Here is a 21,418-nt window from a genome sequence, read left to right as displayed (position 1 = left end):
CAGCATGTTCGGAAAACTCACATTAGAGGCGATCCCGTTCGATCAGCCCATCATCATGGGCGCGGCGGCGTTCATGGCGCTGATCGTCGTCGGCGTGCTCGGTCTCGTCACCGTGACCGGCAAGTGGAAGTACATCTGGACCGAGTGGCTCACGAGCGTGGACCACAAACGCATCGGCGTGATGTACATGATCGTGGCGGTGCTCATGCTCGTGCGCGGCTTCGCCGACGCGGTCATGATGCGTATCCAGCAGGCCATGGCGTTCGACTCGCCCGGCTATCTCCCGCCGCATCACTTCGACCAGATCTTCACGGCGCACGGCGTCATTATGATCTTCTTCATGGCGATGGCGCTCATGGTCGGCTTCTTCAACCTCGTCGTGCCCCTGCAGATCGGCGCGCGCGACGTGGCGTTCCCGTTCCTGAACTCGCTCTCGTTCTGGATGACGGCGATCAGCGCGATCCTCGTCAACATTTCGCTCGTGGTCGGCGAGTTCGCGAAGGTGGGCTGGCTCGCGTATCCGCCGCTCTCCGAGCTCCAGTTCAGTCCAGACGTGGGGGTGGACTACTACATCTGGGCAGTGCAGCTTTCCGGTGTCGGCACGCTGATCACGGCCGTGAACTTCTTCGTCACGATCGTCAAGATGCGCGCGCCCGGCATGACGCTCATGAAGATGCCCGTGTTCACGTGGACCGCGCTGTGCTCGAACGTGCTCATCATGGCCACGTTCCCGATCCTCACGATCGCGGTGGCGCTGCTCGGCCTCGACCGCTACGTCGGCACGCACTTCTTCACGAACGAGCTGGGCGGCAACGCCATGCTGTATCTGAACCTGATCTGGGCGTGGGGCCACCCCGAGGTGTACATCCTCGTGCTGCCTGCGTTCGGCATCTACTCGGAAGTGATGGCCACGTTCTGCAAGAAGCCGTTGTTCGGCTACAAGACGATGGTCTACGCCTCGTGCGCGATCATGGTGCTGGCGTTCCTCGTGTGGGCGCACCACTTCTTCACGATGGGTGCGGGCGCCGATGTCAACGCGTTCTTCGGTATCGCGACGATGATCATCGCCATTCCCACCGGCGTGAAGATCTTCAACTGGCTGTTCACGATGTATCGCGGCCGTGTGCACTTCACCGCGCCCGTGCTCTGGACCGTCGGCTTCATGGTGACGTTCTCGATCGCCGGCATGACCGGCGTGATGCTCGCGATTCCGGGCGCGGACTTCGTGCTCCACAACTCGCTCTTCCTGGTCGCTCACTTCCACAACGCGATTATCGGCGGCGTGGTGTTCGGCTACCTCGCGGGCCTGCAGTACTGGTTCCCGAAGGTGTTCGGCCTGAAGCCCAGCGAAAAGCTCGGCAAGGCGTCGTTCTGGTGCTGGTTCGTCGGCTTCTACGTGGCCTTCGTGCCGCTCTACGTGCTCGGCTTCATGGGCGCAACGCGTCGTACCAACCACTACGATGTGCCCGAATGGCATCCGTACTTCGTGGTCGCCGCGATTGGCTCTGCGATCATCGCGGTCGGCGTCGTGTTCCAGGTCCTGCTGTGGGTCATGGCCTTCGTGAACCGCAACAAGGCCGAATGCAAGGACGTGACCGGCGATCCGTGGGACGGCCGCACGCTCGAATGGGCAACGTCGTCGCCGCCGGCGGTCTATAACTTCGCGGTCATTCCGCACGTGGACGACATCGACGCTTTCGCGCACATGAAGGAAGCGGGCCGCGCTCCGGGCCTCGCCGCGAAATACAGCGACATCCACATGCCGTCGAACACGTCGGCGGGCCTCTTCATCGGCATGTTCAGCCTCGTGCTGGGTTTCGCGGCCGTGTGGCACATCACGTGGCTTGCGGTGCTCGGGTTCGTCGGCGTCGTGCTGACGGTCATCCTCAAGAGCTTCGGCAACAACGACGGTTACTACATTCCGGCCGCGAAGGTCCGCGAGATCGAAGAAAGCCGCTTTGGCACCGGCGCCGCCGTGGCCAAGCGCGACCTGGTCGCCGAGGAGGCAGTCTGATGTTACAGAAAACCAATGCGGCAACCCTTGCCGAACTCGATCAGCACGATCACCCGCAGTCGCACTCGGTATTCGGCTTCTGGGTCTACCTGATGACCGACTGCCTGCTGTTCGCGGCGCTGTTCGCCACGTTCGGCGTGTTGAGCCAGCAGTTTGCGGGCGGCCCCACGGGCAAGGACCTGTTCGATATTCAGGGCGTGGCGCTCGAAACGGCCGTGCTGCTGTTTTCGAGCATCACATACGGTTTCGCGATGCTCGGCGCGCATCAGCGCAAGAACGGCGTGGTGCTCGGCTGGCTCGCCGTCACCTTCATTCTGGGTGCGTCGTTCCTCGTGCTCGAACTGCGCGAGTTTTCGCACCTGATCGCAGAAGGCGCCGGCCCGCAGCGCAGCGCGTTCCTGTCGTCGTTCTTCACGCTGGTCGCCACGCACGGACTGCACGTGTTCTTCGGCCTGCTGTGGATGCTCGTGATGATGATCCAGGTGGTTCGCGCACGGGAGCTGGGCGAGCAGGAAATCCGCCGCCTCACGTGCCTGAGCCTCTTCTGGCACTTTCTCGACGTGGTGTGGATCTGCGTGTTTACTTTTGTCTATCTCGGGAGCGTGCTCTAAATGGCTCAATCTCATGCAGAGTCGCACGGCAGCCTCGGCAGCTATGTGGCGGGCTTCATTCTTTCGGTGCTGCTTACCGCGGGCGCATTCGGCGTTGTCCTGCACGGCACGCTCGATGCCTCCGCGGCCTTGATCGTGATCGCGGTGCTCGCCTTCGTGCAGGTGGTCGTGCACCTCGTGTTCTTCCTGCATTTGAACACGTCGCCGGGGCAGGGCTGGAACGTCCTGTCGCTGGCGTACACGGTGCTGGCCGCCGCGTTCCTGATCTTCGGCACGATCTGGGTCATGCACAATGTCGGCGCGCTCATGATGTCGCGTTAAGCGTTCGCCTCACTGGCTGGCGCCTCGCGCCCGCCTGAACTCGCAAAAGCCGCACGGGCCAACCGTCCTGTGCGGCTTTTTCGTTTTTGTAGCCAGGTCCGCGTGCTTGACACTCGTCCCAGGACGCGCCTATTATGGCCGTCAAATTGTTCGATCAACGATCATCGGTTCGGTATTCGAACAAATCGCACGACGACGTGCGCGCTCGATCTCCCATTTTCGCCCGCGCAGTCCGTCAATCTCAATCATCTTTGCATGGGATCGCATCAAGTGCGTGCGATCGAAAGGAGACTCACATGACGGAAGCATTCATCTGCGACGCGGTTCGCACACCTATCGGCCGCTACGCGGGCGCCCTTGCCCAGGTTCGCGCCGACGACCTCGGCGCCGTGCCGCTCAAGGCGCTGATGGAGCGCAACAAGGACGTGGACTGGACGGCGATCGATGACGTCATCTACGGCTGCGCGAACCAGGCGGGCGAGGACAACCGTAACGTCGCGCGCATGTCCTCGCTGCTGGCGGGCTTGCCGCAGGCCGTGCCGGGCTCGACGGTGAACCGCCTGTGCGGCTCCGGCATGGACGCCGTGGGCATTGCCGCGCGCGCGCTCAAGTCGGGCGAAACGGGGCTGATGATTGCGGGCGGTGTGGAAAGCATGAGCCGCGCGCCGTTCGTCATGGGCAAGTCGACGAGTGCCTTCGCTCGCGACGCCGCGATTTACGACACGACGATTGGCTGGCGCTTCGTCAATCCGCTGATGAAGCAGCAGTATGGTGTGGACTCGATGCCGGAAACGGGCGAGAACGTCGCCGTCGACTACAACGTGAGCCGCGCCGATCAGGATGCGTTTGCGGTTCGCAGCCAGCAGAAGGCGGCTCGTGCCCAGGCGGATGGCACGCTGGCGCAAGAGATCGTCGCAGTGACGATTGCGCAGAAGAAGGGCGATCCGATTGTTTTCTCGCGCGACGAGCATCCGCGTGAGACGAGCCTCGAAGCGCTTGCCAAGCTCAAGGGCGTCGTGCGCCCGGATGGCTCGGTGACGGCTGGCAATGCTTCGGGTGTGAATGACGGCGCTTGCGCGCTGCTCCTCGCCAATGAGGAAAACGCCAAGCGTTTTGGGCTCGTGCCGCGTGCGCGCGTGCTCGGTATCGCGACGGCCGGCGTCGCGCCGCGTGTGATGGGTATTGGTCCCGCACCCGCTACGCAGAAGCTCCTCGCGCGGTTGAACATGACCATCGATCAGTTCGATGTTATCGAGTTGAACGAAGCTTTTGCTTCGCAAGGCCTCGCCGTGCTGCGCATGCTCGGCGTCGCCGATGATGATCCTCGCGTCAACCCGAACGGCGGCGCGATCGCGCTTGGGCACCCGCTCGGGATGAGCGGCGCACGTCTCGTGACGACCGCCACGTATCAGCTCCATCGCACGCAAGGGCGCTTTGCGCTTTGCACGATGTGTATCGGCGTGGGGCAGGGGATTGCGATCGCTATCGAGCGCGTCTGATTTTTCGTCGCCCTGAATTGAAAGCCGCGGGTCGATTTGACCCGCGGCTTTTTCGTTAGAAATTTCGCGCTACGCAACAATTGCGCGATCCATTTCACCACGTAATCGCACGGGAATTTGAGCCTCAGCAAACCCCTCGGCAATTAGCCGTATTGGGTTGCGGTAAGTTGACCCGCTTCCGGGCAGGCAACGTCCGCGTTCTAAAAGCCGCGCGTAGAATCGGCCGCACTTCGGCACCACACGCCGATGCGAATACGGCAATCATTTCAAACCCGTTTGACGAGGAGAATGTGAATGACGAAGGCAGCGATTCTGGCGGCGGCATGGGTGGTGGGCGTTGGCCTCTCGCAGGGGGCGTTTGCGCAAAACGACGCGGCGGCTTCGGCGCCGCAGGGGCAAAGCGCGCTCGCCAGCGCGGCGCAGCAAGCGATTGCCAACGCGGAGCCGGTGCATATCCACGCGAAGATCGTCGGCATCGATCGCGCTGCGCGCGTCGTCACGTTGCGCGGGCCGCGCGGCAATGACGTCGATATCGCGCTTAGCCCGCAGGTCAGCAACTTCGACCAGCTCCACGTGGGCGACACTGTCGACGCGCTCTACAAGAACGCGCTCCTCATGACGGCCGACAAAGTAACGGGAAAGGACAAGGGTATTCGCAAGCGTGTGGATACGAATGTCTATCTGCCCGCGTCGTCGGGCTACGACGCCGCGCGCCAGGTTGAAGTTCAGGCCACGGTGCAGCACATCAACGCGAAGAAGCGCGAAGTGACGCTGCGCGGCGCTTATCAGACCGTCACGCTGCAAGCTACCCCCGATATCGACCTCAAGACCCTGAAGGTCGGCGACACGGTTCACGCCGTGTTCGTTTCCGCTTATGCGACGCAGGTGACGCCGGTTGCCGCCACGCAGTAAGCACGTAAAAAAGCCGGCGCATTGCAGCGCCGGCTTCCTTTTGCGACCCGAACGGGCGCCTCGGAAGGCGCCCGTTTTCGCTGGTCGTTACATGCCCGCCATGCACATATACTTGATCACCACGTAGTCGTCCACGCCGTAGTGCGAGCCTTCGCGGCCGAGGCCTGACTGCTTCACGCCGCCAAACGGCGCGACTTCGTTCGAGATCAGGCCGGTGTTGATGCCCACCATGCCGTATTCGAGCGCTTCGGCCACGCGCCACACGCGGCCGATGTCGCGGCTGTAGAAGTAAGCGGCGAGACCGAATTCGGTATCGTTCGCCATCCTGATCACTTCGTCATCGGACGAGAAGCGGAACAGCGGTGCGAGCGGCCCGAAGGTTTCGTCGCGCGCGACCTTCATCGCGGGCGTGACGCCGGTGAGGATGGTCGGCTCGAAAAAGCCGTGGCCGAGTGCGTGGCGCTTGCCGCCCGTGGTCACCTGAGCGCCTTTCGCGAGCGCATCTTCGATATGCGACTCCACCTTCAGCACAGCTGCTTCATTGATGAGCGGGCCTTGCGTCACGCCGGCCTCCGTGCCGAGGCCGACCTTGAGCTTTTCCACCGCGTCGCGCAGTTTGGCCGCGAACGCGTCGTACACGGCGTCGTGCACGTAGAAGCGGTTCGTGCATACGCAGGTCTGGCCGCTGTTGCGATACTTCGAGGCGATGGCGCCGGCGACGGCCGCATCGAGATCGGCGTCTTCGAACACGATGAACGGCGCGTTGCCGCCCAGTTCCAGCGAGACCTTCTTGACCGTCGAGGCGCACTGGCTCATGAGCAGGCGGCCAACCGGCGTCGAGCCCGTGAAGGAGAGCTTGCGCACGGTCGGGTTGCTCGTGAGCTCGCCGCCGATCGCCTTCGGGTCGCCCGTCACGACGCTGAACACGCCGCGCGGGACGCCCGCACGCTCGGCCAGCACAGCGAGCGCGAGTGCCGAGAACGGCGTGGCTTCGGCGGGCTTGAGCACGATCGGGCAGCCTGCCGCGAGCGCGGGGCCGACCTTGCGGGTGATCATCGCGGCGGGGAAATTCCACGGCGTGATCGCGGCGCACACGCCCACGGGTTCCTTCGTCACGACGATGCGCTTGTCGTTGGCGGGCGTGGGGATCGTGTCGCCATAAATACGCTTGCCTTCCTCCGCGAACCATTCGAGGAACGACGCGGCATAGCCGATCTCGCCCTTCGCCTCGGCGAGCGGCTTGCCTTGTTCCGTGGTGAGGATGAGCGCGAGGTCGTCGGCGTTTTCCATCATCAGGTCGTGCCACTTGCGCAGGATGACACTGCGCTCCTTCGCGGTCTTCGCGCGCCATGCGGGCCATGCGGCGTTCGCGGCGGAAATCGCGCGGCGCGTTTCGGCGGCGCCCATGCGCGGCACCGTGCCGATCACCGCGCCGGTGGCGGGGTTCTTGACTTCGAACGTGGCGCCGTCTTCGGCGCCTTGCCATTCGCCGTTGATAAAGGCGCTGGTTTGCAGCAGCGATGCGTCTTTCAGATTCATGCTTGCACTCCGGACTGACTTCGATTCATTTAGAACGACGAACGGCACAGCGGCAAGCGCCGGTGTGCCGTTTCGCGGATGGCCCGCTGCTCGCGGGCCAGCATGTGGTGGAGGCTTACGCCGGCACGCCCACGGCTTCCTTGACCGCCTCTTCGAGGATCGCGAGCGCTTCGTCGAACACGGCGTCCTGAATCGTCAGCGGGAACAGGAAACGCACGACGTTCGAATACACACCGCACACGAGCAGCAGCAGACCGCGATTCAGGGCTGCCGTTTGCACGCGCTTCGTGAAGTCGGCGTCGGCTTCGCTCGTGCCTGGTTTGCAGAACTCAACTGCGTTCATCGCGCCGGGGCCACGCACGTCGGCGATCTGCGGCACGTCGGCCTTCATCGCGTTGAGTCTGGCCTTGAGCTTGTCGCCGAGCTTCGTGGCACGCTCGCAGAGCTTTTCCTCTTCGATGATCTCGATCACCGCGTGCGCCGATGCCACAGCCAGCGGGTTGCCCGCGTACGTGCCGCCGAGGCCGCCAGGCGCCGCCGCGTCCATCACTTCCGCGCGGCCCACCACGCCCGAGAGGGGCATGCCGCCTGCCAGGCTCTTGGCGATCGTCATGAGGTCCGGCGTGACGTCGTAGTGTTCCATCGCGAACAGCTTGCCGGTGCGCGCGAAGCCCGTTTGCACTTCGTCGGCGATCAGCAGGATGCCGTGCGTGTCGCAGATCTTGCGCAGCCCGCGCACGAAATCGGCCGGCGCCTGATAGAAGCCCCCTTCGCCCTGCACTGGTTCGAAGATGATCGCGGCGACGCGCTTCGGATCGATGTCGGCCTTGAACAGCATCTCGATGTGCTTGAGCGAGTCGGCCGTGCTGATGCCGTGGACCGAGTTCGGGTAGGGGGCGTGGTACACGTCGGCCGGGAACGGGCCGAACGCGAGCTTGTAAGGGGCGACCTTGCCCGTGAGCGCCATGCCCATCATCGTGCGGCCGTGGAAGCCGCCCGCGAAGGCGATCACGCCCGGACGGCCCGTATGGGCACGTGCGATCTTGACGGCGTTTTCGACGGCTTCGGCGCCCGTCGTGAAGAAGGCGGCCTTCTTGGCGAAGCTGCCCGGCGCGCGCTGGGCGACCTTTTCGGCCAGCGAGACGTACGACTCGTACGGCACGATCTGGTAGGCCGTGTGCGTGAACTGGTCGAGCTGCGCCTTGATGGCGGCGACGATCTTCGGATGGCGGTGGCCCGTGTTGCACACGGCGATACCGGCGGCAAAGTCGATGAAGCGGCGGCCTTCCACGTCCCACAGCTCGGCGTTTTCGGCGCGCTCGGCGTAGAAGTCGCACATCACGCCCACGCCGCGCGGGGTAATGGCGTTCTTGCGGCTTTGCAGATCGGCGTTCTTGCTCACGTTCATCTCCTGTGGAATCGATGTCAGTTCTGAAGTTGGTTGGCGGACCGGCAAGCAGTCCATGTCGCGACTATACTCACGTTTGGCTCTAACTTTCAGAGCCATTCAGTGCAATCTTTAGGAGCCAATTTCGATGCGTGCGAGTGTTCTGTCCGATTGGCTGGCGCAACGGCTCGACCGCGGAAGCGCCCAGCCGGTGTACCGGCAACTGCACAAGCTGCTGCAGCAGGCGATCCTCTCGCGCGAACTGCCGGCCGGGGCGCGGGTGCCGTCGTCGCGGCTGCTGGCGGCCGAGCTGGGAATTGCACGCAATACCGTGACGCAGGTCTACGAACAATTGGTGCTCGAAGGCTATGTCACATCGGCGACCGGGCGCGGCACTTTCGTGGCGGACACGTCCCCCGACGAAATCGTGGGGGCGACTGAAATTGGCTCTATGCAGACGCGGACAAATGGAGGCGCTTCAGGAGCCGCGCTACCGGCGGGGAAAGTCGCAACTAACAGCCAGAGCGCAAAGGGCGCGGACGCGCTTGCCGCGGCGGCGCCCGGAGCCGCGTCGACAAGCGGAATGGAAGCCGCCACGCAGACGCAACGCCCAACGGCGCGCGCCCTCTCGGCACGCGGCACGCGCCTGATTACCAGCGCGGGCGTCTCGAAGCGCCAGGGCGGCGCGTTCATGCCCGGCGTGCCCGATGTCTCCCGCTTCCCGGCGCGCGTATGGACGCGTCTGCACAACAAGTACTGGCGCAGTCTGCGCCCGGACCTGCTGACCTACGCACCCGGCGGCGGCCTCGCGCTGCTTCGCCACGTACTGGCCGACTACCTGCGCACTTCGCGCTCGGTGCGCTGCTCGCCGGAGCAGATCATCATCACGACGGGTATTCATCAGTCCATCGACCTGGCCGTGCGTCTGCTCTCCGATCCCGGCGACACCATCTGGACCGAAGACCCGTGCTACTGGGGCGTACGCAGCGTGCTGCATGTCTCGGGCCTCAACACGCGGCCGATCGCCGTGGACAGCGAAGGGCTCAACCCGTCGGCCGGCGACTTCGCCGCGCCGCCGCCGCGGCTCATGCTCGTCACGCCTTCGCACCAGTACCCGCTCGGCATGGTGATGAGCCTCGCACGCCGGCGCATGTTGCTCGAGTACGCGCGCCAGCATCAGTGCTGGATCATCGAGGACGACTACGACAGCGAGTTCCGTTACGGCAGCCGCCCGCTTGCGTCGTTGCAGGGACTCGATACGGCGGGGCAGGTGATCTACGTGGGCAGCTTCGGCAAGACGCTGTTTCCGGGCCTGCGCGTGGGTTATCTCGTCGCGCCGGAAGCGCTGGCGGAAAGCTTCGCGACCGCGAGCGCCGAGCTGTATCGCGAGGGGCAATTGCTGCAGCAGGCTGTGCTCGCAGAGTTCATCGCCGAAGGCCATTTCACCTCGCACATCCGCAAGATGCGCGCGCTTTACGGCCAGCGCCGCCAGGTGCTGCTGGACGCCGTTGCGCGCCGCTACGGCGACGCGTTGCCCGCGATGGGCGGCGACGCGGGCCTGCACGTCGTGATGCAGTTGCCCGAAGGCAGCGACGACCGCGCCGTGGCCGAAGCCGCGCTCGCGCGCAATATCGTGGTGCGGCCGCTTTCGGGGTATTACTCGTCGCGCGAGCGTGCGAATCCGGGCTTGCTGATCGGCTACGCCTGCGTGCCCGACGAGGAGATTGCACCGGCGTTCGACACGCTCGCCGAGGCGATCGATACGACGTTGCCCGCGTTCGTATGAGCGAAGCGGTCGCTGCGGCGCACGCCAATCACAGCCGGATCAGCACCGCCCCGCAAGTCACGAGCGCGCAAGCCACCATGCGGCGCGCCGTGAGCTTCTCGTTCATGAAGAGCCAGCCGATCAGCACGGCGAAGCGCGTGCCGTTGAGGCCGCAATCGTGTGATCATTCCAGCGAACGCGTCTGGCCGCCAGAAATAGGGAAAAGCCGCACGAGCCGTGGTTGTGTTTCTATTCGGCTCGCGCGGCTTTCGAGGGAGCGCGTCAGGTCACGCGCGCACGCAGTCTTGCGGAGATCAGATCGATGGCCGTGACCACGACGATCACCATGATGAGCACGGCGCTGGTCTGCTGATAATCGAACGAGCGGATTTCCTCATACAGCACGACGCCGATGCCGCCCGCGCCCACCATGCCCACCACCATCGCCGAGCGCACATTCGACTCGAAGCGGTAGAGCGCATACGAGATCCACAGCGGCATGACCTGGGGCAGCACGCCGTAGACGATCTCGTCGAGCGGCGAGGCGCCCGTCGCGCGCACGCCTTCCACGGGGCGTGGGTCGATGGCTTCCACCGCTTCCGCAAAGAGCTTCGCGAGCACGCCTGTCGTGTGCACCCACAAGGCGAGCACACCGGCGAACGGCCCGAGGCCCACGGCTACGATGAAGAGCATCGCGAACACCATCTCGTTGATGGCGCGGCACGCGTCCATCAAACGGCGCACGGGATGCAGCACCCACGCGGGCGCGAGATTGTGCGCCGACATGAGCCCGAACGGCACTGCGCAGACGATGGCGAGTGCCGTGCCCCACAGCGCCACCGCGATCGTGACCCACATCTCCTGGGCATACGTGCGCCATTCCGTAAAGTCCGGCGGGAAGAAGCCGCGCGCGAACGTGCTCATATTCGCTGAGTCGGAGAAGAGGTCGAGCGGGCGCATGTCGGCGCCGCGCCACGCCACACCGAGGAGCACGAACACGATGGCCCAAAGCGCGAGCGAGGACCAGCTGCGCTTGCCTGTGAGGCCGCGCGCCGCCAGGGCGGCCGCTTGCGGCGCGGCGGCGACGTTCGGCGTCGCCGCCGGCCCGGCAGCGGGCCTTGCGACTTCTGCCTGCGGCACGGCGCGTGAGCTGTCGAAATCCATCGCGCCCATTACTGCTTCGCAGGTGCGGCGAGCGCGCCGATCTTCGCGTCGATGGCCGCGATCTGGCTCTTGCGGTCGTCGTCGGAGAGATGCGTGTCGGCGGCGATCTTCTCTTTCTGCTGGAACAGCGCGACCTGGCGGATCGGCAGGAGCTGCGCGTCGGTGGCGGGCGCGAAGCCTGCGTAGCCGGTGATATCGGCCATGATCTTCTGCTCGCGCGGATCGGTCTTGGCGTAGTGGTAGAAGAAGTCGCGCAGCTTCTGCTTGGTGGCCTCAGGCAGATCCTTGCGATACACGAGCGGATCGGACGGAATGAGCGGCGAGGTCCACAGCACGCGCACCTGGGCAAAGCGGTCCGGGTGCTTCTGTTGCAGCGTGGAAAGCTCGATGGTGTTGTTGGTGGCGATGTCCACCTTGTTGTTCACCACGGCGAGCAGGTTCGCTTCGTGGCTCGAAGGCAGCACGGTCTTGAAGTTCGTCGCGTTCACCGAAACGCCGTGCTTCGCGAAGAGGTAATAGCCCGGAATCAGCGTGCCCGAAGTCGAATTGGGGTCGCCCCAGCCGAGCGTCAGATCCTTCGTATTCTTGAACACATCGTCGATCGACTTCACACGGCTGTTCACGTTGGTGATGAGCACCGACTTGTAGCCGGCATCGCCGTTCGCGTAGAGCACCTTCGCGAAGATCTCGCCATTCGAGCGGTCCACGGCTTCCATGGCCGAAGCGTTGCCGAAGTAGCCGATCTGCACCTTGTTGAAGCGCATGGCTTCGATGATGCCCGAGTAGTCCGTAGCAAAGAACGCATTCACATGCAGGCCGGTCTGCTTGTTCAGGTCGTCGATGAACGGTTGCCAGCGTTGCTTGAGCACCGCCGACGAGTCGGTCGAGATGATGCCGAAGCTGAGATCTTCCGCGTGAGCGGCCGCGCTGCCGAGCGAGGCAAACGCGACGGCGCCGGCGGCGCACCAGGAGAGCATGGAGCGGAACAGGTTCATTGGGGCGGTCCGTGGTGAGTAAAAACGTTGCGGGTTGGAAAAGGGTTGGGTTGCGTGATCAGGCCGCGCGAGGCTGCGCGCCGAAGCACGTTGCCGCGGACGGCGCAGCATCGGGTTCGAGCAACTCGCGCGCGGCGTTGCCATAAAGCTGTTGCAGCAGCGCGGGCGTGAGCGCCGACGATGCGCCGTCGTACACCACGCGCCCGTCGCGCAGCGCGATGGTGCGCGGGCAGTACTCCATGGCGATATCCACCTGATGCAGCGAGACGACCACCGTCAAGCCGTGATCGCGATTGAGCATGCGCATCATGTCCATCACGCGGCGCGACGATGCGGGGTCGAGCGAGGCGATGGGTTCGTCGGCGAGAATCAGGCGCGCGCGCTGCACGAGTGCGCGGGCGAGCGCCGCGCGCTGCTGCTGGCCGCCCGAGAGGTTCGAAGCGCGCTCGGCGGCCTTGTGCGCGATGCCGACCTCGCCGAGCGCGGCCAGCATCAGCTCGCGTTCGGCGCGCGGAAAGCGGCCCGTGAGGCGTCGCCACAACGGCAGCCGCGACAGCGCGCCGATCAGCACATTCGTTTCGACCGTGAGGCGATGCACGAGATTGAACTGCTGAAACACGAAGCCGATGTCGCGGCGAATGCGGCGCACTTCGCGCACGATGCGGCCGTCCTGCTGAATAGGACGACCAAGAATCTCGATGCGCGAAGGCTGCGGGTCGGAAGCCGTGAAGCCCGCAATATGGCGGAGCAGGGTCGATTTGCCCGAGCCCGATGCGCCGATCAGCGCGACCATTTCGCCAACGCCTACGCGCAGGTTGATTTCGTCGAGTGCCTTGCGGCCGCTGTCGAAGCTTTTCGAGAGGCGTTCGATGCGTATGGCGTCCATAACAATCCGTCGCTGTGTAGTCGAGGGCTCATTCTAGGAAGGGACTGTGACGGTTGAGTGAAGGTGTCGCGACGTCTAGACGACTACATGTCTTGCGGCCTTCTGGCCGCGAAAAAATCGCGAGAGATGTGACAGCCACATGACGCCAAACATCTGTCATGCTCAATATCATGGGAAGCGGCTATATTGGTGGGCAACGTACGTGCTGTCCCTGGTTTTCCTGACTTATTGCTGACTCATTGTCGACAGAGGTGGCACTCGGAAGGCAGTTGTAGACAAAGCGGCCGCACGCGGCGGCGCGACCTGGGCGGCCCCACCTAGGCGGCCCCATCCAAACAAGCGACGAAACCCGGCGCCATATGCAGGCACTGAGCTTCCTACCCGATAGCTTCGAGGAATACGAGGATCTCAAGATGATCCTCGATGCCGGCGCACGCTGGCTCGACATTCGCAGCGAGGGCGAAGTCGAGGTGCGCGGCCGCACGTTTCCTCTCTACGTGGCGGCCATCGGCTCGCGCGATCCGGCCGCGCCCGGCATTGGTTTTTTCGGGGGCATCCATGGGCTCGAGCGCATTGGCTCGCAGCTCGTGCTCGACTACATGCGCGCGCTCGTGGGGCGTCTTGCCTGGGACGAACTGCTCCTGCGCCAACTCGAGTCCGTGCGCATCGTCTTCGCGCCGATTCTCAATCCCGGCGGCATGTGGCTCGCCACGCGTGCAAATCCGAACGGCGTCGACCTCATGCGCAACGCGCCGCAGGACGCCGACGAGCGCGTGCCCTTTCTTGCGGGCGGCCAGCGCGTCGGCTCGTGGCTGCCGTGGTATCGGGGGCGGCGCGGCGCGGCCATGGAGATCGAGGCGCAGGCGCTCCTGAAGATCGTCGACGAAGAACTCACGCGGCGCCCGCTTTCCTTCGCGCTCGACTGCCATTCCGGTTACGGCTGGACCGACAGCATCTGGTTTCCATACGCACGTACGCGCCGTCTCATCCGCCATCTGCCCGAAATGTACGTACTCAAGACGATGTTCGAGCGCGCGCATCCGCATCACGGCTACACCTTCGAGCCGCAGAGTCACCAGTATTTGCTGCACGGCGACTTGTGGGATTGCGCATACGATCGGGCGCCCGACAGCAACATCTTCCTGCCGCTCACGCTCGAATTGGGCTCGTGGTTGTGGATCAAGAAGAACCCGCGTCAGATCTTTTCGCGCCAGGGCATGTTCAATCCGCTCTTGCAGCATCGCACCGCGCGTGTGTTGCGGCGCCACGCGAATCTGTTCGAGTTCCTCACGCGCGCCGCGTATTCCTCGCAGCGCTGGCTGCCCGAGGGTGTGATCCGCGATGAGGTGCTGAAAAGCGCGATCGGGCACTGGTATCGCAAGCCGGGCACATGAGCGAACCGTGGATCCTGCTGCGCGGCCTCACGCGCGAATCGCGCCACTGGGGCGCGTTCGCCACGCTGCTTGCGGCCCGTGACGGCGTGCTGCCCATCGACCTGCCGGGCAACGGCACGGCGGTGCACGAACGCTCGCCGCTCGCGGTGGACGACTACGTGGACACGCTGCGCGCCCAGGCGCTGCGGTACGGGGCGCGCCCGCCATACCGCGTGCTGGCGATGTCGCTGGGCGGCATGGTGGCGACGGCGTGGGCGCTGCGCTACCCCGACGAAATTGGGCGGCTCGTGCTCGTGAACACGAGCATGCGGCCGTTCAGCCGCGTAGACGAGCGCTTGCGGCCGTCGGCGTGGGCCGCACTCGTGCGCGTGGCGCAGCATTGGGATGGCGGCGACACCGGCGGCATTGCCGAGACGCTGATCCACGGGCTCACCTGTGCGCGCCGCGACACGCTCGCTGCCGACCTCGAAACGTGGCGCGCGATCCGCGCAAGCGCCCAAGTGAGCCGCGCGAACGCGCTGCGCCAGCTCGCCGCCGCCGCACGCTTCAAGGCGCGCGCCGTGCCGCGCTGCGCGGTGCTGGTGGTGTCGTCGCGCGGCGACCGGCTTGTGAACCCCGTTTGCTCCGCGCGGCTCGCGCGGGCCTGGGGCGCGCCGCACGTGGCGCATCCCTGGGCGGGGCACGATCTGCCGCACGACGATCCGCAATGGCTCGTCGATACGCTCCACGCGGGCGACGTCGCCGGGAACGCGGCGGGCCAGGCCGCCGGGCGCGGCTGAGCGGTGCCGCGGCGCGTGCGCGCCGCCCGCATCGCCAGTCCGGCGATTGCCCCATAATACGAAAACTCATCCGGCACTTTCAGGACGATTTCCAGACATGAACGACAAACCCGCCATTGGCGCCGCCGTGCCGCGCCTCACGAGCCTTTCGCACGGCGGCGGCTGCGGCTGCAAGATCGCGCCGGGCGTGCTTTCTGCGCTGCTCGCCCGCAGCACCCCGCTCACCACCGCGTTTCCGAACCTGCTGGTCGGCACCGAGACCGCCGACGACGCCGCCGTCTACAAGCTCAACGACGAGCAGGCCATCGTCGCGACGACGGACTTTTTCATGCCGATCGTCGACGATCCGTACGACTTCGGCCGCATCGCCGCGACCAATGCGCTTTCGGACGTCTACGCCATGGGCGGCAAGCCGATCCTCGCGCTGGCACTCGTGGGTATGCCGATCAACGTGCTGCCGCACGATGTGATCGCGCAGGTGCTGCGCGGAGGCGAGGATGTGTGCGCGGCGGCGGGCATTCCCGTGGCGGGCGGCCATTCGATCGACTCCGTGGAGCCCATTTACGGCCTCGCGGCGCTCGGCGTCGTGCATCCCTCGCGCGTGAAGCGCAACGCATCGGCAAAAGCCGGCGACGTCCTCGTGCTCGGCAAGCCGCTCGGCGTGGGCGTACTTTCCGCCGCGCTCAAGAAGGAAATGCTCGGCGACGCGGGCTACAAGGCGATGGTCGCCGCCGCGACCCTGCTCAACAAGCCGGGCGCAACGCTCGCGGAACTGCCGGGCGTGCACGCCATGACCGACGTAACGGGCTTCGGCCTGCTCGGCCACACGCTCGAAATCGCGCGTGGCGCGAATCTCACCGCGCGCGTGCACTACGCCGAGCTGCCGTGGCTGCCGGGCGTGCAGAAGTTCGTCGACGACGGCGTGTACACGGGCGCCTCGGGCCGCAACTGGGCCTCGTACGGCGACGCCGTCACGCTCGCGCCCAGCCTGCCCGAAAGCGCGCGCACGCTGCTCACCGACCCGCAAACCTCGGGCGGCCTGCTCGTGGCCTGCGCGCCGGAAAGCGTGGACGACCTGCTGGCGATCTTCCGCGCGGAAGGCTTTGGCGACGCCCGTGTGATCGGCGAACTGAGCGAAGGCCCGGCGCGCGTGGACGTCGCGTGAGGGCCGTATGAGCGGAGAATCGCCTAAAGCCATCTTCTACGCGCTCGCTGCGAACTTCGGCATAGCGGTCTGCAAGTACGCTGCCGCGGCGTTCACGGGCTCGGGATCGATGTTCGCGGAGGCGATTCACTCCACGGCCGACTGCGGCAATCAACTGCTTTTGCTGTTCGGCCTGCGCCAGTCGCGCGAGCCGCCCACGCCGCTGCATCCCATGGGCACGGGCCGCGCGATCAACTTCTATTCGCTGCTCGTGGCGCTGCTGCTGTTTTTCGTGGGCGGCGCGTTCTCGGTCTACGAGGGCGTGCATCGGCTGATCGCGCGCGAGCCGTTGCGATTCGTCTATGTGGCGCTCGTCGTGCTCGGCATTTCCGTGGTGCTCGAAGCGTTTTCGCTTTATGGCGCGATGCGTGAAATTCGCAAGGGCGCGCCCACGAAATCGCTGTGGCGCTGGGCGCGCGAAACGCGCGATTCCGACCTGCTCGTCGTGGCGGGTGAAGACATCGCGGCGCTGGCGGGTCTCGCCATTGCGTTCGCCGCCGTGCTGCTCACGGTCATCACGGGCAATCCGGTATGGGATGCGTGCGGCTCGATCGGCGTGGGCATTTTGCTCATGCTGATTGCGTGGTTCATCGCGCGTGAAGTGAAGTCGATGATCGTCGGCGAATCGGCCGGCCCGGAAATGCGGCGCGATATCGAATCGTTCCTGCGCGCGCGGCCCGAAATTCAAAGCATCATCAGCCTCATTACCCTGCAATGGGGCAAGGAGGTGATGGTGGCGGTGCAGTGCGAAATGCTCGAGTACGACCACAGCCGCACCATGGTCGAGGCGATCAACGAGATCGAAGCCGACCTGCAGGCGCGCTTTCCTCTTGTGCGCTGGGTGTTTTTCGAGCCGGATTTCGTGAACCGGTAATGCAAGGGCCCGGCGGTTGCAAAACCGCCGGGCCCTTGCACACGAGTCACATCTTCACGCGCGCTTTACATTTCAGTGCCGAAACGGCGTCCACACGGGCGTGGTGTTGTCCCACTGCTCGAGTTCGGAAGGTACGGTCGGATTCATGTTGGACTCCTACGTTTTTTGTCTTGCAATCGAAATGCCGGTGCGTCTTGCGGGCTTATTCGCCCGCCTGCGCGACGCGCTGGGCGTGGTTCGCGCGGCTTTCCTGCAGCGCGATGCGTTGCGCTTGCGTGCGGCCGATCAGGCTTTGCTCGGGATAGCTCGTCTTGTTAAGCGAGGGCAGCGTGCCGTCGCGATACGCGGCGGCAATTTCCGCCTTCACTTCAGCGCGGGTTTTCGGCGCGCTGTTGTCCTGGGCGAAGACCGAGGCGCTTGCGGCGAGCGAGAGGACGAGCGTGGCGCCAATGGCAGTTGCGAGAGTGCGTTTCATGATCTGCTCCTTTTGTACTGGTGCCACGTGGGTCGCGGCGACAGGAGCAAATGTAGTTGCGCAGCCGTTTGCGATAAACGGCCGGAACGCGAAAGCAATTGTCGAAAATCCGGAACAATCGCTGCGCCGCGCCCGCGAAAGCCTCTGCGGGCGCGGCTTCGAGGGTTGACGCAGCGCGACGGCGTTACGCCGCTGAGCTTATGCGGCCCATTCCGAAATGACAGGCGTTTCGAGCGCTGGCGCGTTTTCGCGCTCTTCGAGCGTGCGCATCGTGCAGGCCTTGTCGAGCGAGGCGCGGCCGCTCAGCAGCGGGCAGCGGTCGAACACTTCGGCGATCCAGTCCACGAACACACGCACTTTGGGTGACAGATGGCGGCTGTGCGGATAGACGGCCGAAATCGGCATGGGCAGCGGCTTGTAATCGGGCAGGACCTCGACGAGCGCACCCGACTTCAGGTGCGGCAGCACCATGTAGCGCGGCCCCTGGATCAGGCCGAAGCCTTCGATGCCGCAGGTCACATAAGCGTCCGCGTCGTTTACCGAGACCATGCTCTTGAGCTTGACCTCCACTTCCTTGCCGTCGACGAGAAACGCCCAGTCCATCACGCGCCCCGTACGCGACGAGAAGTAATTCACGGCGCGATGTTCGGCCAGTTCTTCGAGCGTCTGCGGCATGCCGTGGCGCTCCAGATACGACGGCGCCGCGCACGACACGCCTTCGAAAATGCCGATGCGCCGCGCGACCAGCGACGAATCCTGCAGCGCACCCACGCGCACCACGCAGTCCACGCCTTCCTGCAGCAAGTCCACGGGGCGATCGGATAGCCCGAGTTGCAGGTCGATGTCCGGATAGCGCCCGTGGAATTCGCACAGCGACGGAATCACGATGAGCCGCCCGATCGAGCCGGGCATGTCGATGCGCAGCTTGCCGTGCGGTTTGCGGTTGCGATCCTGGAATGTGGTTTCCGTTTCCTCGACGTCCGCGAGAATGCGCACGCAGCGCTCGTAGTACGCGGCGCCATCGGGCGTGAGCGACAGACGGCGCGTGGTGCGGTGCATGAGGCGCACGCCGAGAAACGCTTCGAGATTCTGAATGATCGTCGTGACCGACGCGCGCGGCATGTCGAGCGTTTCGGCAGCACGCGTGAAGCTGTTGGTATCGACGACGCGGGTGAACACCTGCATGGCCTGAAGGCGGTCCATTGCCACTCTCCAAAAAGCTTCGGTCGCACGGCGCGCGGCGTTCGAGACTAACGCCCGCGCAGAAAGAGGAGACAGATTGTTCAGGTGCGCCGAATTGTGTTGCCGGATTATAGGCATTTATTTGCAAGTCTGCCGAACCCACAATTCGCCTCATTCGAATCTACTCTCGCGCATTGCGCCGATTTGACATGGATGTCTTTAAACGCCCAACGTCTTGGACCTCCGCGGAGGAAGCGCCGCTGGCCGAAGTGCCCGCGGCCTTGCCTGCTACCGCGTCCGCCAAGCCTGGCAAGGTGCGCGCGGTGCTCACGACCGACGTGGCAATCGAAGGCTACGCCCAGCAGATTCCGCTGCGGCTGTACCGTCCCGAAGCCGCGAATGGTCTGCCGGTGTTGCTGTATTTCCACGGCGGCGGCTTTGTGCGCGGGTCCATCGAGGAAGCGGATGCGGTGGGGCGGTTTCTCGCAGAACGCTTACCAGCGCTCGTGGTGAGCGTCGGGTATTCGCTCGCGCCCAGGCACCCGTTTCCCGCCGCCCCCGAAGATGCGCATCGCGCGGCGCTGTGGGCGCTTACGCGGGCCCGCGCGTTCGGCGGCAACCCGAAGCGCGTGATCGCGGCGGGCCACGACGCGGGCGGCCAGATCGCCAACGTGCTCGCCTTCATGGGCCGCGATCGCGGCGACGTGAAACTCGCGGCGCAGGCATTGTTTGCGCCGATGCTCGATCCGAGCCTCACGCGTCTTGGCGACGAGGCGCGCCTGGGCTCCGATATCACCGCAAGCGAATGCGCGGCGTGTTATCGCGCGTATCTGCCCGATGCGACGCAGCGCATGCATCCGTACGCGGCGCCGCTCGAATCGCTGCGTCTTGGCGGCTTGCCGCCCACGCTCATCGTGACCGCACAGAACGACGTGCTGCACATCGAAGCGGAGAAGTACGCGAGCCGCCTGATCGACGCGGGCGTGCGCACCCAGGTGGTGCGCTACCCGAGCGTCTCGCACGCGAATCTCGCGGCGCATCCGGCCGCGCTCAGCGAAGCCGTACGGTTTTTCCAATGTTGCTTCGACGCGGGGGCGTCATAGACGAAGCACCCTTGCGGCGGTGCTGCCGAACCAGTGAAGAACAATCAACCATTATTTCTGGAGTCCGACATGTCACTTTTTTCGCAATCCCGAACCCGTATCGCGCTAGCGGTCATTGGCGTGCTGGTGGTCGCGGGCCTCGGCACCCTCGGTGCCATCCGCCTCGACTCGCACCCTGCCGTTGCCGCTGAAGCGCCGCCCGCACCCGAGGTCGACGTCGCACCCGTGCTCAATCGCACGATCACCGACTGGCAGACCTACTCGGGCCGCATGGCCGCCGTCGAGAAAGTGGAGATACGTCCGCAGGTATCCGGCACGATCGTCTCCGTGAACTTCCGTGACGGCGCGCTCGTGAAGCAGGGCGAGACCCTGTTCGTGATCGACCCGCGCCCGTACCAGGCGGCCGTCGATCAGGCCGCTGCGCAACTTGCCGCCGCGCAGGCGCGCACGGGCTACGCGCAAAGCGACTGGGAGCGCGCTCAGCGTCTGATTGGCGATAACGCCATCGCCAAGCGCGATTACGACGAGAAGCAGAACGCCTCGCGCGAAGCGAACGCGAATCTCAAGGCCGCGCAGGCCGCGCTCGAAGCCGCGCAGATCAACCTGGGTTACACGCGCATCGTCGCGCCGGTTGCCGGACGTGTGTCGCGCGCCGAGATCACGGTGGGCAACGTCGTATCGGCAGGGGCAAGCGCCGCGCCGCTCACGACGCTCGTTTCCGTTTCGCCCATCTACGCCGAATTCGACGCCGACGAGCAGACCTATCTCGACTACATCAGCCACATGAAGAACGGCTCGAAGGTGCCGGTGGAACTGGGTCTGGCGAACGAATCGGGCTATTCGCGCACGGGCACGATCGAGTCGGTGGACAACCGTCTCGACACCACGTCGGGCACCATCCGCGTGCGCGCGCGCTTCGACAACGCCGACGGCGCGCTGGTGCCGGGGCTTTACGCACGCATCAAGGTGAGCGGCAGCGCCCCGCACCCGGCGCTGCTCGTGGACGACGCCGCCATCGGCACCGACCAGGACAAGAAGTTTGTTTACGTCGTCGATAACAGCGGCAAGATCGCCTACCGCACGGTGCAAACGGGCGGCCAGCAGGGCAACCTGCGCGTAATTCTGGGCGGCCTGAAGGCGGGCGACCACGTGGTGGTGAACGGCACGCAGCGCGTGCGCCCCGGTGAAGCCGTGCGCTCGCACATGGTGCCGATGAATGGCGACCCCGACGCCGATTCGTCCAGCGCGGCAGCGAACCCCGGCGCCAAGGCAGCGAAAACGTCCTGACGAGCGGCGGGCGTAGGCGATCGCGGC

19 protein-coding genes and 1 pseudogene are annotated in these 21,418 nt (G+C 65.0%); 12 read left to right on the top strand and 8 right to left on the bottom strand.

Annotation, left to right across the window (positions count from 1 at the left end):
• Positions 1-4: 4 nt before the first annotated feature.
• From cyoB to AB3X98_RS32090, 5 genes are all read left to right on the top strand, one after another.
• A complete protein-coding gene (gene cyoB / locus AB3X98_RS32110; RefSeq protein ID WP_368605455.1) occupies positions 5-2,014 on the top strand; it encodes a cytochrome o ubiquinol oxidase subunit I in 2,010 nt (669 codons plus the stop codon).
• Complete coding sequence (gene cyoC, locus AB3X98_RS32105; RefSeq protein WP_069261671.1) at positions 2,014-2,625, top strand: cytochrome o ubiquinol oxidase subunit III; 612 nt, start codon at positions 2,014-2,016, stop codon at positions 2,623-2,625. Before cyoB ends, cyoC begins: the two co-directional genes overlap by 1 nt.
• The gene (gene cyoD / locus AB3X98_RS32100; protein WP_069261672.1) at positions 2,626-2,946 is read left to right on the top strand and encodes a cytochrome o ubiquinol oxidase subunit IV; all 321 of its coding nucleotides are present in this window, start codon (positions 2,626-2,628) and stop codon (positions 2,944-2,946) included.
• A gap of 296 nt (positions 2,947-3,242) precedes the next feature.
• Positions 3,243-4,445, top strand: a complete 1,203-nt coding sequence (gene pcaF / locus AB3X98_RS32095; protein WP_069261673.1) for a 3-oxoadipyl-CoA thiolase — start codon at positions 3,243-3,245, stop codon at positions 4,443-4,445.
• Between the two features lie 294 nt (positions 4,446-4,739).
• Positions 4,740-5,357 (top strand): hypothetical protein, encoded by a 618-nt coding sequence (locus AB3X98_RS32090; RefSeq protein ID WP_368605456.1) that lies wholly within the window; start codon positions 4,740-4,742, stop codon positions 5,355-5,357.
• An 87-nt stretch (positions 5,358-5,444) separates the two neighbouring features.
• Here AB3X98_RS32090 and gabD read toward each other — a convergent pair whose 3' ends face one another.
• Positions 5,445-6,896: an NADP-dependent succinate-semialdehyde dehydrogenase gene (gabD, locus tag AB3X98_RS32085; protein WP_368605457.1), complete on the bottom strand. Its 1,452-nt coding sequence runs from the start codon at positions 6,894-6,896 to the stop codon at positions 5,445-5,447.
• A 115-nt stretch (positions 6,897-7,011) separates the two neighbouring features.
• A complete protein-coding gene (gene gabT / locus AB3X98_RS32080) occupies positions 7,012-8,304 on the bottom strand; it encodes a 4-aminobutyrate--2-oxoglutarate transaminase (RefSeq protein WP_368605458.1) in 1,293 nt (430 codons plus the stop codon).
• Positions 8,305-8,431: 127 nt separating this feature from the next.
• Here gabT and AB3X98_RS32075 point away from each other — a divergent pair, with 127 nt between their 5' ends.
• A complete protein-coding gene (locus AB3X98_RS32075) occupies positions 8,432-10,069 on the top strand; it encodes a PLP-dependent aminotransferase family protein (protein ID WP_368605459.1) in 1,638 nt (545 codons plus the stop codon).
• 28 nt (positions 10,070-10,097) lie between these two features.
• On the opposite strand, the pseudogene AB3X98_RS32070 reads toward AB3X98_RS32075, so the two are convergent.
• The 4 genes and pseudogenes from AB3X98_RS32070 to phnC all read right to left on the bottom strand — a co-directional run.
• Positions 10,098-10,208 (bottom strand): annotated as a pseudogene (locus AB3X98_RS32070) (EamA family transporter); the annotation flags it as partial.
• Between the two features lie 122 nt (positions 10,209-10,330).
• Positions 10,331-11,221 (bottom strand): phosphonate ABC transporter, permease protein PhnE, encoded by an 891-nt coding sequence (gene phnE, locus AB3X98_RS32065; RefSeq protein ID WP_368605460.1) that lies wholly within the window; start codon positions 11,219-11,221, stop codon positions 10,331-10,333.
• Positions 11,221-12,207 carry a phosphonate ABC transporter substrate-binding protein gene (phnD, locus tag AB3X98_RS32060; RefSeq protein ID WP_368605461.1) on the bottom strand — a complete coding sequence of 329 codons (987 nt, stop codon included), beginning with the start codon at positions 12,205-12,207 and terminating at the stop codon, positions 11,221-11,223. The genes phnE and phnD overlap by 1 nt, the downstream gene beginning before the upstream one ends.
• Positions 12,208-12,265: 58 nt before the next feature.
• Positions 12,266-13,093 (bottom strand): phosphonate ABC transporter ATP-binding protein, encoded by an 828-nt coding sequence (gene phnC, locus AB3X98_RS32055; protein ID WP_069261678.1) that lies wholly within the window; start codon positions 13,091-13,093, stop codon positions 12,266-12,268.
• A gap of 359 nt (positions 13,094-13,452) precedes the next feature.
• Here phnC and AB3X98_RS32050 point away from each other — a divergent pair, with 359 nt between their 5' ends.
• From AB3X98_RS32050 to AB3X98_RS32035, 4 genes are all read left to right on the top strand, one after another.
• Positions 13,453-14,487 carry a M14 family zinc carboxypeptidase gene (locus AB3X98_RS32050; protein ID WP_069261679.1) on the top strand — a complete coding sequence of 345 codons (1,035 nt, stop codon included), beginning with the start codon at positions 13,453-13,455 and terminating at the stop codon, positions 14,485-14,487.
• Positions 14,484-15,266: an alpha/beta fold hydrolase gene (locus AB3X98_RS32045; RefSeq protein WP_368605462.1), complete on the top strand. Its 783-nt coding sequence runs from the start codon at positions 14,484-14,486 to the stop codon at positions 15,264-15,266. The genes AB3X98_RS32050 and AB3X98_RS32045 overlap by 4 nt, the downstream gene beginning before the upstream one ends.
• A 97-nt stretch (positions 15,267-15,363) precedes the next feature.
• Complete coding sequence (selD, locus tag AB3X98_RS32040; protein ID WP_368605463.1) at positions 15,364-16,431, top strand: selenide, water dikinase SelD; 1,068 nt, start codon at positions 15,364-15,366, stop codon at positions 16,429-16,431.
• Positions 16,432-16,438: 7 nt separating this feature from the next.
• Positions 16,439-17,344, top strand: a complete 906-nt coding sequence (locus AB3X98_RS32035; protein ID WP_368605464.1) for a cation diffusion facilitator family transporter — start codon at positions 16,439-16,441, stop codon at positions 17,342-17,344.
• Positions 17,345-17,546: 202 nt separating this feature from the next.
• Here the strand turns inward: AB3X98_RS32035 and AB3X98_RS32030 are convergent, their stop codons facing one another.
• Entirely contained in the window at positions 17,547-17,819 is a 273-nt protein-coding gene (locus tag AB3X98_RS32030; protein ID WP_368605465.1) for a DUF4148 domain-containing protein, read from the bottom strand.
• A gap of 198 nt (positions 17,820-18,017) precedes the next feature.
• On the bottom strand, positions 18,018-19,022 hold the full coding sequence (locus AB3X98_RS32025) for a LysR family transcriptional regulator (RefSeq protein ID WP_069261683.1): 1,005 nt from the start codon (positions 19,020-19,022) through the stop codon (positions 18,018-18,020).
• 188 nt (positions 19,023-19,210) lie between these two features.
• Between AB3X98_RS32025 and AB3X98_RS32020 the strand changes: the two genes are divergently transcribed.
• Positions 19,211-20,104: an alpha/beta hydrolase gene (locus AB3X98_RS32020; protein ID WP_083245001.1), complete on the top strand. Its 894-nt coding sequence runs from the start codon at positions 19,211-19,213 to the stop codon at positions 20,102-20,104.
• A gap of 69 nt (positions 20,105-20,173) precedes the next feature.
• Positions 20,174-21,391 carry an efflux RND transporter periplasmic adaptor subunit gene (locus AB3X98_RS32015; RefSeq protein ID WP_368605466.1) on the top strand — a complete coding sequence of 406 codons (1,218 nt, stop codon included), beginning with the start codon at positions 20,174-20,176 and terminating at the stop codon, positions 21,389-21,391.
• The last annotated feature ends 27 nt before the right edge of the window (positions 21,392-21,418 follow it).

Origin of the sequence: Paraburkholderia sp. BR14312, assembly GCF_040948675.1 — a bacterium.
In the GTDB taxonomy this organism is placed as follows: domain Bacteria; phylum Pseudomonadota; class Gammaproteobacteria; order Burkholderiales; family Burkholderiaceae; genus Paraburkholderia; species Paraburkholderia nodosa_A.
This window is presented reverse-complemented; position numbering and strand designations above follow the sequence as displayed.